A 17,182-nucleotide genomic window follows, 5' to 3' on the forward strand; every position below is an offset into this window, starting at 1 on the left:
CTCCGACTCATTGAAAAAAAGCGCATTCTACCGATTTTCGCTGACCATCGGGCGCAGTCGATACTTTGCCCGCCCCTGAGCGCTCGCTATACTGCGCAGCAACTTCTCCGACATAAAGAGCCGCGCTCTGTGAACCGGCCCACGCCCGTTAAGACCGACAACTTCTTCCTGCTGATCTTCCACGCCCTGCGCCAACGCCGAATACCGCTGGCGCTGCGTATCGCCTGCCATAACGTGTTCCTGGTGGCACTGGCGCTGGTGATCTACGCCTGCGTGATGGGCCTGCAGTTCAAGGAGGCCATGCATGAGCAAGCCGATGCCCTTGGGCAGAGCCTGACCACCCAGACTGCTACCTCGGCCACCGAGCTGCTGGTGTCCAACGACATCCTCAGCCTCAACGTGCTGCTCGGCAACCTGGTGAAGAATCCGCTGGTGGCCCACGCGGCGATCTACAGCGTCGACAACCGGATCCTCGCCGAAGCCGGCCAGCGCCCGAAAAACGGCCTGCTGGGCGAGGCCGAAGGCCTGTACCAGACCAAGATCACCTTCCAGGATGTAACTGCCGGGCAACTGCGCATCAGCCTGGACATGAGCCAGTTCCAGCAGCCGCTGACCATCAGCCTGCAGAGCATGGGCATCCTCGCCGGTATCCTGCTGGCCCTGGCATTGGCCATGAGCCTGCGCCTGGGTCGCTATATCTCCACGCCGCTGTTGCAGCTGCGGGTCTGGCTGCGCGACATCAACGAGTTCACCCCGGCGATCGAGCGCCAGGATGAAATCGGTGACCTGGCGCGCCAGCTGCACACGCGCCTGGCCCCGCCGCCACGGGAAGTCGAGCCGGAAGAAGAAGCCGAAGAATCCTTCGACGAGGATGAACCGGAGTTCGAAGTGCGCAACTTGCGTGACCCGAGCTTCGACGAACAACCTGCCGTGAGCAAGGCCGCCAAACCGGTAAAACCTGCGGCGGATGACGACAGCGATGATGCCTTCGCCGACCTGCTCGACGAAGACCACAGCGCCGCCCCTGCCCCGGCTGCCCCGATCAACCGCGAGCCACAGGCCAGCGCCGTGCTGGCGGTGCAACTGGGCTCCCAGGAGCAACTACGGCGTCTGCCACGCACGCGCTTGACCGAGCTGCTGGAACGCTACCGCGACTGCCTCGACCAGGCTGCCTCGCTGTATGAAAGCGAAGTGCACACCCTCAACGACGGCAGCACCCTGCTGTTGTTCCACAGCCAGGACAGCGGCGAGGACTACCTCACCAATGCCATCTGCTGTGGCGAGCTGCTGCGTGCCCTGGGTCATGCCCTGCAGATCGAAGTGGCTGACAGCGGCATCACCCTGCAGCTGCAACTGGGCCTGGCCCTGGGTGAAGACCTGCACGGCCTGAGCCAGATCGACCTGCTGCTGACTGAAAAGGCCCAGGACGCCCTGGCCCTGTCGCAGCACAGCCGCAACCTGCTGCTGGTCGAGCGCAAGATCAGCGACGATGCCCTGGTGCGCCAGCGCGCGCGCATTCGCCCGATCGCCAGCCCCGAAGGCGCCTGCTGTGTCGAGCGCTTGATGGAGCCGTATCCATCGATGCTGGAGCGGCAATTGGCGCGGATGCATGAGCGCCGGGTCAAGAGCTGAGCCCCTGCTACACAAAAAGCCCGCAGTGATGCGGGCTTTTTTATTGCTGACCTGTGGGAGCTGGCTTGCCAGCGATAAGGACAGACCCGTGCTGGCTGACTTACGACCGCTTCACGGCCGATCGCTGGCAAGCCAGCTCCCACAGGTAGGATGAGCGCCCACAAAAAAGCCCGCATCACTGCGGGCTTTTTGTAACCACTCGACTCAGAAGCGGAACACTTCCAGATCAGTACGAATCGGCGTAGCCAAAGGAATCTTCGATTTCTCCGGCTCTTTACGCACCTGAACCGGCGCGGCCTTCTTCGGTTGTTCTTCAACCACTGCAGGCTGATTGGCCAGCGGCTTCAAGGCAATGCTCAACTGCTCGGCGAGCTTTTGCAGCAACTGGCCCTGGGCTTGAACCTGGGCAGACTCGCTACCCTGGTGCTGTTGCTCCAGGTGCACGATGCGGTTGTCACGGACCTGGCCACGGCGGTCCAGCAGGCGCCACTGGGCGTCGAGGATCGCTGGCTGGTTGGTACCGGAGTCCAGGCGGGTAATCGACAGCAGAACCTGTACATCCGGGGTAAAGCCGGTGCTGGCCGGGGCCAGGACCACGCGCTGGCTGTCCAGGCGCCAGGCCAGCTGACGGACCAGCAACTGGTCGATGTCTGCCGACAGGCTACCGGCCCAACGGCCATCGGTGGCTGCGGTCAGGCTACCATCGGCCTGACGCTGCAGCAGGGTCTCGCGTTGCAGGTAATCGGCGATCGACACAGGGCCGAGCACCACCGCCATGCCAGCGCTTTGCTTGGGTTGGCCAGGCTCACCGCTGTCGAGCTGATACAGGGATACCGGCTGGTGCATGCTGCAACCGGCCAATCCGAGCACGCCACACAGCAGAACCAACGGAAGGCGCAGAAATTTCATCATCCCATCCAGGCGGTCGCCACAAGGCAAACCGCAGTGATACTCATATAGATTCGTTTGGATACACAGCCACGCTGGTACCGCAAGGAGCCTATCATCCGCGAAATAGCGGCTCGACTCCAGTGTTTCAACCGCGAACGGGCACGAAAATACCCGTTCAGGCTGTCTAACCCGGCTTATCCGGGTATTTCGACCAACAGCGCGTCAACCCGCTGGAAGCCACGGGGCAGCTTGTTGCCACGGCGCCCGCGCTCACCCTTGTAATGTTCGAGATCGTCGGCCTTGAGAGACAGGGTACGCTTGCCGGCCTGCAATACAAGCGTCGCACCGTCAGGAATGACCGCCAGATCGGTAACAAACTCTTCACGCGAGGCGACCCGGTCACCCGGGATACCGATGATCTTGTTGCCCTTGCCTTTACCCAGCTGCGGCAGGTCGCTGATCTTGAAGATCAGCAGCCGACCTTCGGTGGTCACCGCTGCCAGCCAGTTATGCTCACGGTCGGCCACGGGCCGCGGCGCAATGACCTTGGCGCCGTTCGGCAGGCTGAGCAGGGCTTTACCGGCCTTGTTCTTGGCCTGCAGGTCTTCGCCCTTGACCACGAAGCCGTAGCCGGCGTCGGAGGCGATCACATACAGGGCGTCATCTTCAGGCAACAGCACGCAATCGAAGCTCGCGCCCGGCGGCGGCGTCAGGCGGCCGGTCAGCGGCTCGCCCTGGCCACGAGCCGATGGCAAGGTATGGGCGGCCAGCGAGTAGCTGCGGCCCGTGGAGTCGATAAGCACGGCAAACTGATTCGAGCGCCCGGCGGCGGCGGCCTTGAAGCCATCGCCCGCCTTGTACGACAACCCCGTGGCGTCGATATCATGACCCTTGGCGCAACGCACCCAGCCCTTCTCCGACAGCACCACGGTGACCGGCTCGGTCGGCATCAGCTCGTTTTCCGACAGGGCCTTGGCTTCGGCACGCTCGACGATTGGCGAACGGCGGTCGTCGCCATAGGTTTCGGCATCTTTGATCAGCTCGGCTCGTACCAGCTTGCGCAGCTTGGTTTCGCTACCGAGCAGGGCGGTCAACTTGGCTTGTTCCTTGGCCAGCTCGTCCTGCTCGTTGCGGATCTTCATCTCTTCCAGGCGCGCCAACTGGCGCAGACGCGTCTCGAGGATGTACTCGGCCTGGGTTTCGGTCAGGTCAAAACGGGCGATCAGCGCGGCTTTTGGCTGGTCCTCGGTACGGATGATGTGGATCACTTCATCCAGGTTGAGGAAGGCTACCAACAGGCCTTCGAGCAGGTGCAGGCGGCGTTCGACCTTGTCCAGGCGGAATTTCAGTCGGCGGCGCACCGTCTGCACGCGGAATTCCAGCCACTCGACCAGCAGCGCCCGCAGGTTCTTCAACTGCGGGCGGCCGTCCAGACCGATGATGTTGACGTTTACCCGGTAGCTGGACTCAAGGTCGGTAGTCGCGAACAGGTGCTGCATCAGCTCGTCGAGGTCGACCCGGTTGGAACGGGCGATGATGACGATTCGGCACGGGTTCTCGTGGTCCGACTCGTCGCGCAGGTCGGCGACCATCGGCAGCTTCTTGGCCTGCATCTGTGCGGCGATCTGCTCCAGCACCTTGGCCCCGGAGACCTGGTGCGGCAGCGCGGTGACGACGATATCGCCGTCCTCGATGCGATACACCGCGCGCATGCGCACCGAACCACGGCCGCTTTCGTAGATTTTCAACAGCTCGGCGCGCGGGGTGATGATCTCGGCTTCGGTCGGGTAGTCCGGGCCCTGGATATGCTCGCAAAGCTGCTCGACCGTGGCCTTGGGCTCATCGAGCAGACGCACGCAGGCCGAGGCGACTTCGCGCAGGTTGTGCGGCGGCACGTCGGTGGCCATGCCCACGGCGATACCGGTGGTACCGTTGAGCAGGATGTTCGGCAGACGCGCCGGAAGCACCGCAGGCTCGTCGAGGGTACCGTCGAAGTTCGGCACCCAGTCTGCCGTGCCCTGGCCCAGTTCGCTGAGCAGCACTTCTGAGTAACGCGACAGGCGTGCCTCGGTGTAACGCATGGCAGCGAAGGACTTCGGATCGTCCGGCGCACCCCAGTTGCCCTGGCCATCGACCAGGGTGTAGCGGTAGCTGAACGGCTGCGCCATCAGCACCATGGCTTCGTAGCAAGCCGAATCGCCATGGGGGTGGAACTTGCCGAGCACGTCACCGACGGTACGCGCCGACTTCTTGTGCTTGGAGTCGGCGTCCAGGCCCAGTTCGCTCATGGCGTAGACGATGCGCCGTTGCACCGGCTTCAGGCCGTCGCCGATATGCGGCAAGGCCCGGTCCATGATCACGTACATGGAGTAGTTGAGGTAGGCCTGTTCGGTGAAGTCAGCCAGTGACCGGCGCTCTACGCCATCGAGGCTGAGATCAAGGGAGTCGCTCATGCGGGCCTCATCATTTCAGGTTCTGGCGCAGCAGCAAGGTGCCGCCACGCTGGGTAAATTCGAGTTGTTTCAGGGCACTCATGCCCAGTAATACCTGTTCGCCATCCAGCCCCGGCACCACCAGCGCGCGCACATTGCGCAGGAGGATATCGCCCAGTTGCAGCTGATCCAGCCGCGTGCGGTAGCCCTGGGTGCGGCCATTGGCGGTACTCAGCATCACCGGCGCACCGCGCTCCAGGCCAAGCTTGCCGGCCAGGGCTTCGGGAATCGCCACGTCGGTCGCCCCGGTATCGAGCAGAAAATGTACCGTCTGACCGTTTATCCGGCCATCGGCGACGAAATGTCCCTGGCCATTACCGGCCAGTTGCACTTCGATGTAACCCTCGCCATGTTGCGAGGTGACCACGGCATTGGGGTTGGCCTGACGCTGTTCCCACTCGCCGAAAAAGCGCGTGGCCAGGAACAGACCGGCCGCCCAGGCGAGGATCAGCAGTATCCGGCCTGCACGCTTGCCCGGCGGCTGGCTCACGATTTGGCACTCCAGCCACCGGCCGGCGCGGCAAAGCGCCAGACGATCGGTCGCGATTCGCCGTCCTGGCGGGTCGCACCGTTGTTGTCCAGGCCGATCCAGGCGCCCTTGTCATCGATCACCAGCGCTTCGGCCAAGCCAAAGGGTTGTGAGTAACGCCGAGGTTCGGCCAGGGCATCGGCAGCAAATGACCAGCAGCGTTCGACCTTGGCAGTCTGCGCGTCCCGCCGGCAGATCCGGTAGGCATTGCGTTCCAGGGTAAAGAGCTTGTCGTTGAACAGCGCCAGGTCGGCAAAGTCCCGCGCGACCGGGCGCGGCTTGGCCATCTGCGGCGGTTGCATCTCGACCCCGGCTTCGCTGAGCAGCACGCAGCCGTTGCCACAGTTCCAGGTGGTTTGCTGGCGATTGATCAACAGCAGGCCACGGCGCTCGCGCTCGGCCGCCAGCCAGATACGGTCACCGGCCGGGCTCACCGCCAGGCCTTCGAACAGCGCGTTGAAATGCAACAACATGCCGCTGGCCCGCGCCTGGCGGACCATGCTCGAGTCGATCTTCAGCCAGTTGGGCGCGCCCTCCACCGGGACCTGCAGCACTGCCGCATGGGCTTCGCTGACCAGGTAGTGATTGCCGGCGGCATCGCAGCTCAGGCCTTCGAAATCCAGCTCGCCGCCGCGCACCTGCGAAGCGGCCCAGGTACGCGAACGCAAGCCCCACGGCAAGCCGCTTTCCGGTACCGGTGGTACCTCCATGTGCAGCGCTTGCGCTTGCCACACGGAGGCCGAGGTATCCAGGCGGTAGAGCAGCTCGTCGTCACGGTCAGAAACCGCCCACAGGCCGCCACGGCATTCGCTCAAGCCGGACAGGTTGCCGCCGCGCATGCCTTCGACCGGGTGCTCGGCGACCAGCTTGAGTTCAGGCCACGGCGCTGCCAGTGCGGGAAGCGTCAACAGCGCCAGTGCTGCAGTCAGGGCCAGACGTATCAAGCCAGGACCTCGGCCAGGTTACCTTTGGATTCCAGCCAGCTCTTGCGATCGCCGGCGCGCTTTTTGGCCAGCAGCATGTCCATTATCTCGCGGGTGCCGTCCAGATCGTCCAGGGTCAGCTGGACCAGGCGCCGGGTGTTCGGGTCCATGGTGGTCTCGCGCAACTGCGGCGGGTTCATCTCCCCCAGGCCCTTGAATCGGGTGACCTGCGGCTTGCCGCGTTTCTTCTCGGCCACCAGGCGGTCGAGGATGCCGTCGCGTTCGGCTTCGTCGAGGGCGTAGTAGATTTCCTTGCCCAGGTCGATGCGGTACAGCGGCGGCATGGCTACATACACATGGCCGGCCTCGACCAGCGGGCGGAAGTGCTGGACGAACAGCGCGCAAAGCAAGGTGGCGATGTGCAGGCCGTCGGAGTCGGCGTCGGCGAGGATGCAAATCTTGCCGTAGCGCAGCTGGCTCATGTCGGCAGCGCCGGGATCGACACCGATGGCCACGGCAATGTTGTGCACTTCCTGGCTGGCAAGCACTTCGCCGCCATCGACTTCCCAAGTGTTGAGGATCTTGCCGCGCAGCGGCAGGATGGCCTGGAACTCTTTGTCACGCGCCTGCTTGGCCGAACCACCTGCCGAGTCACCCTCGACCAGGAACAGCTCGGCGCGCATCGGGTCCTGCCCGGCACAGTCAGCCAGCTTGCCAGGCAGTGCCGGGCCCTGGGTGACGCGCTTGCGCTCGACCTTCTTGCTCGCTTTCAGACGCCGGCCGGCGTTGTTGATCGCCAGTTCCGCCAGTTGCATACCCAGCTCGGGGTGGGCGTTGAGCCACAGGCTGAAGGCATCCTTGACCACGCCGGAAACGAACGCGGCGGCCTCGCGGGAGGACAGGCGCTCTTTGGTCTGCCCGGAGAACTGCGGCTCCTGCATCTTCATCGAGAGCACGAAGCTGATGCGCTCCCAGACGTCTTCCGGCGCCAGCTTGACGCCGCGCGGCAGCAGGTTGCGGAACTCGCAGAACTCGCGCATGGCATCGAGCAGGCCCTGGCGCAGGCCGTTGACGTGGGTACCGCCCTGGGCCGTGGGAATCAGGTTGACGTAGCTTTCCTGGACGCTGTCGCCGCCTTCGGGCAGCCACAGCAGGGCCCAGTCGGCGGCTTCCTTGTTGCCGGCCAGGCTGCCGCAGAACGGCTCGTCGGGCAGGCGCAGGTAGTCGCTGACCGAATCGACCAGATAGGAACGCAGGCCGTCTTCGTAGTGCCACTCGACCTTCTCGCCGGTGCCTTTGTCTTCGAAGCTGACCAGCAGCCCCGGGCACAATACGGCCTTGGCCTTGAGCACATGCTTGAGGCGGCTGATGGAGAACTTCGGCGAATCGAAATACTTCGGGTCGGGGGCGAAATACACGCTGGTGCCGGTGTTGCGCTTGCCAACGCTACCGACCACTTCCAGCTCGGTGGCCTTGTAGCCATCGGCGAAGGTCATCTGGTACTCGTTGCCGTCGCGCTTGACCTTGACCCGAACCTGGCTGGACAAGGCGTTGACCACCGAAATACCCACCCCGTGCAGACCGCCGGAGAACTGGTAGTTCTTGTTGGAGAACTTGCCGCCGGCGTGCAGTTTGGTGAGGATCAGCTCGACCCCGGAGACGCCTTCTTCAGGGTGGATGTCCACCGGCATGCCGCGACCATCGTCGGACACTTCCAGGGAATGGTCGGCGTGGAGGATCACCTGCACCGACTTGGCGTGCCCGGCCAGGGCTTCGTCGACACTGTTGTCGATCACTTCCTGGGCCAGGTGGTTCGGCCGGCTGGTATCGGTGTACATGCCCGGGCGCTTGCGCACCGGGTCAAGGCCGGAGAGGACTTCGATGGCGTCTGCGTTATAGGCACTAGCGCTGGGAATGGCCATGGGTTCTCGTCGTCAGTCGTGGGTGAAAATAGGTTATCAAAATACAGAAAAATCGAGCGTTTGATACTGCTGCGGGGCAATACCGGCAAAGCTCAGCAGGGTCGGCAGGCGTTCGGCAAAACCCTGGAAGCTATGGTCGCCACCGGCCTGGATGCGCAGCGCGCAGGCGCGGTAGAACTGCTCGGCCTGGCGGTAGTCCAGGGTTTCATCGGCGGTTTGCAGCCACACCTGAAAGCGCCCGGCATCGATCGGCGCTGGCACTTCCAGTTCGGCCAGGGCCTGCACGTGGTCCAGGGTCAGTTCCCAGGTTTCGCCGGTGTAGAGGTTCTGCTGGGGTCCCAGGTAGCCGTCGAACAGCCGGTGCGGGTTGACCGCCGGATTGATCAGCAGGGCCTTGAGCCCGTGGCGCTCGGCCAGATGGGTGGCATAGTAGCCGCCGAGCGAGCTGCCGACCAGTAATGGCGATTCGAGCTCGGCAATGGCAGCTTGCAGCTGGGCGATGGCCTGGCGCGGGTGATGATGCAGAGCCGGAACCCGCAGACGCTCGCCCAGCCCCAACTGCTCCATGACCGCTACCAGCTGGCAGGCCTTCTTCGACGACGGCGCGCTGTTGAACCCGTGAATATAGAGAATCGAACCCGACATGCCGCCCCCGATGCGCCTTGAGTGCCTGGAACGCCAGGCAGGAAAGCGCGCATTTTAGCCTGTTCGACAGCAGATGGAGCAGTTTCAGCGATTTGGCAACACTCTAGTAGCCGTCGCCTTCGTAATCGACAGTGAATTCGAAGCCAGTCACCCGCGACACGCCGGTGTCGATCGAGCCATTCGGCTGCAGGCGCAGCCAGCGGTAGCCGGGGGCCTGCTCGCCAACCTTGAAGTCTTCACTGCGCGGCTCGAACTGGATGCAGGTCGACGGTGAGGCCAATAGCCGCACGCCGTCGCGAACCTGGTCCCATTCCTGGTGGATATGCCCCCAGAGCAAGGCGCGCACCTGTGGATAACCTTTGAGTACGGCAAACAGCGCATCAGCGTTGCGCAAGCCGATCGGCGCCATCCAGGCGCATTCGATAGGCACCGGCTGGTGATGGAAGCAGATCAGGTGATGGCGTTCGGGCGCTTCGCTCAAGGCCTGCTCAAGCAAGCGGAGCTGCCCGTCATCGAGCAACCCCGGCACCGAACCCGACACTGCCGAGTTGAGCATCAGAATTCGCCAGTTGCCCATATCCACCACGGGATCGAGCAGCGCGGTGCCCTGCGTCGCCTGCTCCATCGGCAACGGTTCGTCATGGTTGCCGGCAAGCCAGCGTGCCGGGGCCTGGAGGCTGGCGGTCAGGTCACGAAAACAGCTGTAGGACTCCACCGAGCCATCCTGGGACAGGTCACCGGTGGCCAGCACCAGGTCGATCCGCGGTTGCTCGTCGCGCACCCGTTCAATCACGCGCTGCAGGCTGTCGCGGGTGTTCATGCCCAGCAGCGTGCCTTGCGGGTCGGCAAACAGATGACTGTCGGTCAGTTGCACCAGGTACACCGGCGCGTCGCGAAGTGGGATCGATGGTTGCGGCAAGGGCCGACTCCTTGAACGGATTCAGCGCGATTATGGCGGCTGGCGGGCTTTGCGCAAATACTCGAAAACGACCGCCATCACATTTCAGCGAACGACGGCCAGCTCATGGCCACAGGCCAGGCAATGGCTCAGCCACTCACCGAGGAACAGATTGAGCTGGGCTTTTTCGTCCGGCTGGTGCATGGCGGCATTGGGGTACGGATAGATGCTGCGAAAACGCCGGGCGTGCTCGGCGCTGACCACCTCGGCCATGCGCGCGTCGTGGTAGACCTGCACCTCCAGCTGCGGCACCGGCAGCCAGGGCAAGCTGTGCTCCTGGCGCACGCGCAGGGTAGTGGTGTAGGGGCAGGCGAGCACTACATCGAGAACCAGGACGCCGAGCATCTGGTCGCCTTGGGTCATGCCGATCCGGCGCGAGCTCTGGGTGCTGCGCATGTCGGGCAACAGGCGCATCAAGCGCGCATAGTTGGCCTCGCAGGCAGCCTGCAACCCGACCAGATCGACCCGGTAGCGCTCGCGCAGCAGATTCACGACCATAGCCCCCTTACTTCAGCGCGGTTCAAGGCCAGCCATTGCAAGGCAATGATGGTTGCCGCGTTGGCAATTTTGCCGTCGCGCACGGCCTGCAGCGCATCCTCGAACGCCCAGACCTTGACGCGAATATCCTCGCCCTCTTCCTCCAGCCCGTGCAGGCCTCCGGCCCCAACGCTGCTGCAACGGCCCAGATAAAGATGCACAAACTCGTCGCTGCCACCCGGTGACGGAAAATATCGGGTCATCGGCCACAGCGTACTGAACACAAGCCCAGCTTCCTCCTCGGCTTCGCGGTGCGCAACTTCTTCCGGTTGCTCGTCCTTGTCGATCAGACCGGCGACCAGTTCGATCAACCAGGGGTTTTCGACCTTGCCCATGGCGCCGACCCGGAACTGCTCGATCAGTACCACTTCATCGCGCTGGGCATCGTAAGGCAGCACGCACACAGCATCGTGACGCACGAACAGCTCGCGGCTGATCTCGCGGCCCATGCCTCCGGCAAACAGCTCGTGGCGCAGACGCACCTTGTCGAGCCGGTAAAAGCCCTTGTAGCAATTGACCTGATCGATGATCTCGACCTTGCCGGGCGTTGCGTTGTTGAACGTGTCTGACATGGGAATCCTCATTACCTCATTTACCGCATCGCGCCATCCTAACCTGCGCACCGCCGTGTTTCACCTCTTTAAAGATACCGTCCAGGCTGCGAGGATAGACACCCCGCTGGTCTATTCAGCTTAGTGGCGAACTGAAGGCCTTGCCGACGGTCCAAGTCCGATCACCTTTGCCTTACAAGGATCATCATGACGCTTGTGAAACTGACTTCCGTGGCCGTGCTGGCCCTGGCCCTGGGCGCTTGTCAGAGCCTGTTCCAGCCTAATATGCGCACGCCGCTGGAGGTCAAGCGCGACCGTTGGGAGCACATCAAGCCCGGTTGCAGCAATGCCGATTGCCCGCTGGTCAACATCGACACCATCCACTTCCCGGCCAACCCCAAGCTGGACGGGATCGTCGAGAAGCGCCTGCTGCAACTGACCCAGGACAACGAGCGCAGCGCCCTGCCCAGCTCGCTCAAAGCCTATGAAGAACAGTTCATGGCCAGCGCCGAAAGCCGCAACAGCAGCTACCTGCAAGCCAAGGTACGCGAGCAGCATGACGGACTGGTGATCATCGAACTGTCCAGCTATCTCGATACCGGCGGCGCCCACGGCATGCCCGGGCGCGGCTTCATCAACTATTCGCGCCAGCAGGACAAGGTTCTGACCCTGCAGGACATGCTGGTACCGGGCCAGGAAGCGACCTTCTGGAAAACCGCCGAAGAAGCCCACAAAGGCTGGCTGATCAGCACCGGCATGGACAAGGACGCCGAATTCGTCAAGACCTGGCCGTTCCGCCAGACCCCGCACATCGCCCTGACCTACGGTGCGTTGGTGCTGAAGTACGAGGTCTATGCCATCGCCCCGTACTCCATGGGCCACATCGAGCTGAAAATCCCCTACCCGCGCCTGAACGGCGTGATCAAGCCGGAGTTGTTTCCCGGTCGCGGCTGACCGCCGGCGCTGCCGTCCAGTACACCAACCCTGCCAGCAGCAAGGCCGGCAGGGTCGAGCCGACGTTCGGGGCGTAGTGCGCCAGCAGATGGTAAGCCGCTACACCAATCGCCCAGGCCAACAATGCCGGCCAGTGCAGGCTGTGGATCGGGCTGGCATCGCTGCGGCGGCGACGGACGATGAAGTGATCGACCAGCACCACCCCGAACAGTGGCGCGAACACCGAGCCGATCAGCAAGAGAAAGTTCTGGTACTGCGCCAGCGGCGCGAAACTGGCGATCAGGGTGCACAACACGCCGATGGCCAGGGCCAGGTGCTCGACCTTCAGGCGCACCAGCAATCCGCTGGAGACCGCCGCCGAGTGAATGTCGGCGAAGGCCTTTTCCGACTCGTCGAGCAGGATCAGCAGCAGCGGAATGCCCAGGCCCGCGCCGGCCAGCGCCAGCAGCAGGGTATTGACCTCGCCGGCCGGAGCAAACGCCAGGGTGTAGGCCACGCCCAGACTCATCATCCACACGTTGCCAACGAAGTAGCCCAGCGCCGTGCCGGCAAATACCCGGCTGGCACGCTGGCTGAAGCGTGAGTAATCGGCAATCAGCGGCAGCCACGACAGCGGCATGGCAATCGCGATATCAATGCCGATTGCCAGCGGCATCGAGCCATCACCGGCACGCGCCCACAGTGCAGCCAGGTCGGCCTTGGCAACCAGGTTCCAGGTCAGCCACAGGCAAGCACCGACCAGCAGCCAGATGCCCCACTTGCGCAGGATCTTGCGCACGAAGGTCAACGGCCCGCTGACCGCCAGCAAGGTGGCCAAAGCGCCGAAGCACAAGGTCCACAGCAAAGGATTGGTCAGCGCACTGCCTGCGCCGAAGGCGCGCTCGCTGAGCAAGCTGGCGGCATCACGCATGACGATGATTTCGAACGAACCCCAGCCGATCAGTTGCAGCAGGTTGAGCATGGCCGGCAGGCGCGCGCCATTGCGGCCCAGGCTGCGACGCAGGGCGGCCATGGACGACAGGCCGGTGTCGCTGCCGATGACCGCGACGGCAGCGAGCAGCAGTACACCGACGCTGGTGCCGATGATGATCGCCAGCACCGCATTGGCCAGGCCCAGGCCGGGGCCGAGCAAGGCGCCGGTCTGCAGCACCATCAGGCCAATGCCGAGGGAAAACCACAAGGAACAGAGGTCGCGGCCGCTGAGCACGCGTTGCGCGGCGGTGACCGGATGATCGGGGGAAAACTGGCTGGGTGTGCTCACGAGAGTGGTCTCGACAGGAGGTAATTTGTTGTTCTTCGGGGCCCTATCGCTGGCAAGGCCAGCTCCCACAAAAGCCTGACTGCAGGGCCCTTGTGGGAGCCGGCCTTGCCGGCGATGCGGTGCGCGCCAGCACACCGCCTGAACAGCCCGATCAGACCTTTTTGTACAACTGGCTGCCTTCCTGGCGGAACCGTTCGGCCTGCTCGCGCATGCCATCCTCGACCGCCACGTCCACCGCTTCGATGCGCTGGTTGGCGGCGTATTCACGCACTTCCTGGGTGATTTTCATCGAGCAGAACTTCGGCCCGCACATGGAGCAGAAGTGTGCGACCTTGGCCGAGTCCTTGGGCAGCGTCTCGTCGTGGAAGCTGCGCGCGGTGTCCGGGTCCAGGCCGAGGTTGAACTGGTCTTCCCAGCGGAACTCGAAGCGCGCCTTGGACAGCGCGTTGTCGCGGATTTGCGCGCCCGGATGACCTTTGGCCAGGTCCGCAGCGTGCGCGGCGATCTTGTAGGTGATGATGCCGGTCTTGACGTCATCCTTGTTCGGCAGGCCCAGGTGCTCCTTGGGCGTGACGTAGCAGAGCATGGCGCAGCCGAACCAGCCGATCATCGCCGCACCGATCCCCGAGGTGATGTGGTCGTAACCCGGGGCAATGTCGGTGGTCAGCGGGCCAAGGGTGTAGAACGGCGCTTCGTCGCAGCATTCGAGCTGCTTGTCCATGTTCTCCTTGATCAGCTGCATCGGCACGTGGCCCGGGCCTTCGATCATGCACTGGACGTCATGCTTCCAGGCAATCTTGGTCAGCTCGCCGAGGGTTTCCAGCTCGCCGAACTGCGCTTCGTCGTTGGCGTCGGCAATCGAGCCCGGACGCAGACCGTCGCCGAGCGAGAAGCTGACGTCGTAGGCCTTCATGATTTCGCAGATTTCGTCGAAGTGGGTGTAAAGGAAGTTCTCTTTGTGGTGCGCCAGGCACCACTTGGCCATGATCGAGCCACCGCGGCTGACGATGCCGGTGACGCGCTTGGCAGTCAGCGGCACATAGCGCAGCAGCACGCCGGCGTGGATGGTGAAGTAGTCCACGCCCTGCTCGGCCTGCTCGATCAGGGTGTCGCGGAACAGCTCCCAGGTCAGGTCTTCGGCCACACCGTTGACCTTTTCCAGCGCCTGGTAGATCGGCACGGTACCGATCGGCACCGGCGAGTTGCGGATGATCCACTCGCGGGTTTCGTGGATGTGCTTGCCGGTGGACAGGTCCATCACCGTGTCCGAACCCCAGCGGATGCCCCAGGTCAGCTTGGCCACTTCTTCTTCGATGGACGAACCCAGGGCGCTGTTGCCGATGTTGCCGTTGATCTTCACCAGGAAGTTGCGGCCGATGATCATCGGCTCCAGCTCCACGTGGTTGATGTTGGCCGGGATGATCGCGCGGCCGCGGGCGATCTCGTCACGGACGAATTCGGCGGTGATTTCTTTCGGAATGCTGGCACCGAAGCTGTGCCCGGCATGTTGCTGCTTGAGCAGACCGGCGGCGCGGGCCTCCTGCAGCTTCATGTTTTCGCGGATGGCAACGTATTCCATCTCGGCGGTAATGATGCCCCTGCGCGCATAGTGCATCTGGCTGACGTTGGCGCCGGCCTTGGCCCGGCGCGGGTTGCGCACGTGGGCGAAACGCAGCTTGGTCAGCTCGGCATCGGCCAGCCGCTGCTGGCCGAAGTTCGACGACAGCCCGTCCAGGCGCTCGGTGTCGCCGCGGGCGTCGATCCAGGCCGAGCGTACGTCGCCCAGGCCCTTGCGCACATCGATGATGACGTTGGGGTCGGTGTAGGGGCCGGAGGTGTCATAGACCAGCACCGGGGCGTTGGCTTCGCCGCCGAAATCGGTGGGGGTGTCGTCGAGGCTGATTTCACGCATGGGCACGCGGATGTCCGGGCGCGAGCCTTCGACATAGATTTTGCGCGAGCGGGTGAACGGCTGTACGGACTGTTGATCGACCTGGGCCGATTCACTCAGATTGGTATATTTTTCTTGTTTACTCATCACAGGCTCTCCAGACGGCTTCCTAGCAGTGGAATGTCGGGGAGAACCTGAAAGGCACGGACGCACCATGAGTGGTGCTGTGCCAAATGCGCGGTGATGCCTGCAGCTGTGTTGGCTGACTCGACATTCCCGGACCTGGCACAAGAGACTCGCCGGGAAAGCGAGAAATCTTGTTCCCTACGCAGGCGCTAACCTGATCAGGTTCAACGGGATCCGGATTATCCGATCTCAGCCTCAACGCAAGGCACCCCGACAAGAACGGGGCCAGTCTAGACTGGAGTGGCATGCAAAGCCAAGCATCTGGACACGGACACGATAAATGGCGCAAATAGCGGATTGTTGCAAAATGCCGGCGCAACTACACTCACCGGTTCAGAAATACTCACCGTTCAAGGATTGCCCTATGCTGCGCAAACTTTCACTGGCCCTCGCCGTGTCTTGTGCTACCAACGGAATGGCCTGGGCAGCGGATGTGCCCCTGTCGGCGAAGACCGACCTGGTCAGTGTCTACCAGGAAGCCGTGAACAATAACGCCGACCTGGCGGCCGCCCGCGCCAACTACGGCGCCCAGAAGGAAGTGGTGCCTCAGGCCCGTGCCGGCCTGCTGCCGAACCTCTCGGCCGGCGCCGAGATGATGAACAGCCGTACCAAGATAGACAGCCCCTCGGCCACCGCCAACCGCAGCGGCAACTCCTGGTCCGCGACCCTGGCGCAGCCGGTGTTCCGCGCGGACCGCTGGTTCCAGTTGCAGGCCGCCGAAGCGGTCAACGAGCAAGCAGCCCTGGAGCTGTCGGCAACCGAGCAGAACCTGATTCTACAAAGCGCCGAAAATTATTTCGCCGTGCTGCGTGCCCAGGACACCCTGGCCTCGACCAAGGCCGAAGAAGCGGCGTTCAAGCGCCAGCTCGACCAGTCCAACGAGCGCTTTGACGTTGGCCTCTCGGACAAGACCGACGTGCTGCAATCCCAGGCCAGCTACGACACCGCCCGGGCCAACCGCATCGTTGCCCAGCGCCAGGTCGACGACGCCTTCGAGGCGCTGATCACCCTGACCAACCGCGACTACAACTCGGTCCAGGGCATCGTCCACACCTTGCCGGTGCAACTGCCGACACCGAACGACGCCAAGGCCTGGGTCGAGACCGCCGGCAAGCAGAACCTCAACCTGCTCGCCACCAACTACGCGGTGAGCGCCGCCGAAGAAACCCTGCGCCAGCGCAAGGCCGGACACGCGCCGACCGTGGACGCGGTAGCGCGCTTCCAGAAAGGCGACAACGACAGCCTGGGCTTCACCAACCCCAACCTCACCGGGCAGAATTACAGCGGCGATGTCGAGCAGACCAGCATCGGCCTGCAACTGAACATCCCGATCTACAGCGGCGGCCTGACCAGCTCGCAGGTGCGCGAGGCCTACCAGCGCCTGAGCCAGACCGAACAGCAGCGCGAGAGCCTGCGCCGCCAGGTGGTGGAAAACACCCGCAACCTGCACCGCGCGGTGAACACCGACGTGGAGCAGGTGCAAGCGCGCAAGCAGTCAATCATCTCCAACCAGAGCGCGCTGGAAGCCACGGAAATCGGCTACCAGGTGGGTACCCGCAACATCGTCGACGTGCTCGATGCCCAGCGTCAGCTGTACACCTCGGTGCGTGATTACAACAATACCCGCTATGACTACATCCTCGACAACCTGCGCCTGAAGCAAGCTGCCGGCACTCTCAGCCCGCAGGATCTGACCGACCTGAGCCGCTACCTGAAGCCGGACTACAACCCGGACAAGGACTTCCTGCCGCCCGACCTGGCAGCAGCGGCCAAGGCCAATTTCGAAGCCCGGCCCTGAAAAGCAATCGCC

General features: G+C 63.4%; 14 protein-coding genes and 1 riboswitch. Of the genes, 3 read left to right on the forward strand and 11 right to left on the reverse strand.

The genetic code is table 11. The features are described from left to right. Positions 1-129 precede the first annotated feature (129 nt). Entirely contained in the window at positions 130-1,632 is a 1,503-nt protein-coding gene (locus ABM562_RS00820; RefSeq protein ID WP_115089128.1) for a HAMP domain-containing protein, read from the forward strand. A 204-nt stretch (positions 1,633-1,836) separates the two neighbouring features. Here the strand turns inward: ABM562_RS00820 and ABM562_RS00825 are convergent, their stop codons facing one another. From ABM562_RS00825 to ABM562_RS00865, 9 genes are all read right to left on the reverse strand, one after another. Then, the gene (locus ABM562_RS00825) at positions 1,837-2,541 is read right to left on the reverse strand and encodes a PqiC family protein (RefSeq protein WP_115089130.1); all 705 of its coding nucleotides are present in this window, start codon (positions 2,539-2,541) and stop codon (positions 1,837-1,839) included. Positions 2,542-2,717: 176 nt separating this feature from the next. Beyond that, positions 2,718-4,976 carry a DNA topoisomerase IV subunit A gene (gene parC, locus ABM562_RS00830; RefSeq protein ID WP_115089132.1) on the reverse strand — a complete coding sequence of 753 codons (2,259 nt, stop codon included), beginning with the start codon at positions 4,974-4,976 and terminating at the stop codon, positions 2,718-2,720. Between the two features lie 10 nt (positions 4,977-4,986). Further along, the gene (locus ABM562_RS00835) at positions 4,987-5,505 is read right to left on the reverse strand and encodes a retropepsin-like aspartic protease family protein (protein WP_038997467.1); all 519 of its coding nucleotides are present in this window, start codon (positions 5,503-5,505) and stop codon (positions 4,987-4,989) included. Beyond that, a complete protein-coding gene (locus ABM562_RS00840) occupies positions 5,502-6,488 on the reverse strand; it encodes an esterase-like activity of phytase family protein (RefSeq protein ID WP_115089134.1) in 987 nt (328 codons plus the stop codon). Before ABM562_RS00840 ends, ABM562_RS00835 begins: the two co-directional genes overlap by 4 nt. Further along, a complete protein-coding gene (parE, locus tag ABM562_RS00845) occupies positions 6,485-8,389 on the reverse strand; it encodes a DNA topoisomerase IV subunit B (RefSeq protein WP_115089136.1) in 1,905 nt (634 codons plus the stop codon). Before parE ends, ABM562_RS00840 begins: the two co-directional genes overlap by 4 nt. Positions 8,390-8,425: 36 nt before the next feature. Further along, a complete protein-coding gene (locus tag ABM562_RS00850; protein WP_115089138.1) occupies positions 8,426-9,034 on the reverse strand; it encodes a YqiA/YcfP family alpha/beta fold hydrolase in 609 nt (202 codons plus the stop codon). Positions 9,035-9,137: 103 nt separating this feature from the next. Then, the gene (gene cpdA / locus ABM562_RS00855) at positions 9,138-9,953 is read right to left on the reverse strand and encodes a 3',5'-cyclic-AMP phosphodiesterase (protein ID WP_460420483.1); all 816 of its coding nucleotides are present in this window, start codon (positions 9,951-9,953) and stop codon (positions 9,138-9,140) included. An 84-nt stretch (positions 9,954-10,037) separates the two neighbouring features. Further along, positions 10,038-10,490 carry a DUF1249 domain-containing protein gene (locus ABM562_RS00860; RefSeq protein ID WP_045193762.1) on the reverse strand — a complete coding sequence of 151 codons (453 nt, stop codon included), beginning with the start codon at positions 10,488-10,490 and terminating at the stop codon, positions 10,038-10,040. Further along, on the reverse strand, positions 10,481-11,101 hold the full coding sequence (locus tag ABM562_RS00865) for an NUDIX domain-containing protein (RefSeq protein WP_115089142.1): 621 nt from the start codon (positions 11,099-11,101) through the stop codon (positions 10,481-10,483). Before ABM562_RS00865 ends, ABM562_RS00860 begins: the two co-directional genes overlap by 10 nt. Before the next feature lie 186 nt (positions 11,102-11,287). On the opposite strand from ABM562_RS00865, the gene ABM562_RS00870 reads away from it, so the two are divergent. After that, positions 11,288-12,034 (forward strand): RsiV family protein, encoded by a 747-nt coding sequence (locus ABM562_RS00870; protein ID WP_233673539.1) that lies wholly within the window; start codon positions 11,288-11,290, stop codon positions 12,032-12,034. Here ABM562_RS00870 and cytX read toward each other — a convergent pair. Further along, a complete protein-coding gene (gene cytX, locus ABM562_RS00875) occupies positions 12,003-13,295 on the reverse strand; it encodes a putative hydroxymethylpyrimidine transporter CytX (protein WP_134064540.1) in 1,293 nt (430 codons plus the stop codon). The two genes, ABM562_RS00870 and cytX, sit on opposite strands and share 32 nt — an antisense overlap. A 151-nt stretch (positions 13,296-13,446) precedes the next feature. Further along, positions 13,447-15,333, reverse strand: a complete 1,887-nt coding sequence (gene thiC, locus ABM562_RS00880; protein ID WP_460420486.1) for a phosphomethylpyrimidine synthase ThiC — start codon at positions 15,331-15,333, stop codon at positions 13,447-13,449. 157 nt (positions 15,334-15,490) lie between these two features. Beyond that, positions 15,491-15,595: riboswitch (TPP riboswitch) on the reverse strand. A 141-nt stretch (positions 15,596-15,736) separates the two neighbouring features. On the opposite strand from thiC, the gene ABM562_RS00885 reads away from it, so the two are divergent. Further along, positions 15,737-17,170, forward strand: coding sequence for a TolC family outer membrane protein (locus ABM562_RS00885; protein ID WP_134064542.1), 1,434 nt, complete (start codon positions 15,737-15,739; stop codon positions 17,168-17,170). Positions 17,171-17,182: the final 12 nt, after the last annotated feature.

The sequence above is a fragment of the Pseudomonas sp. ZL2 genome (assembly GCF_054788455.1).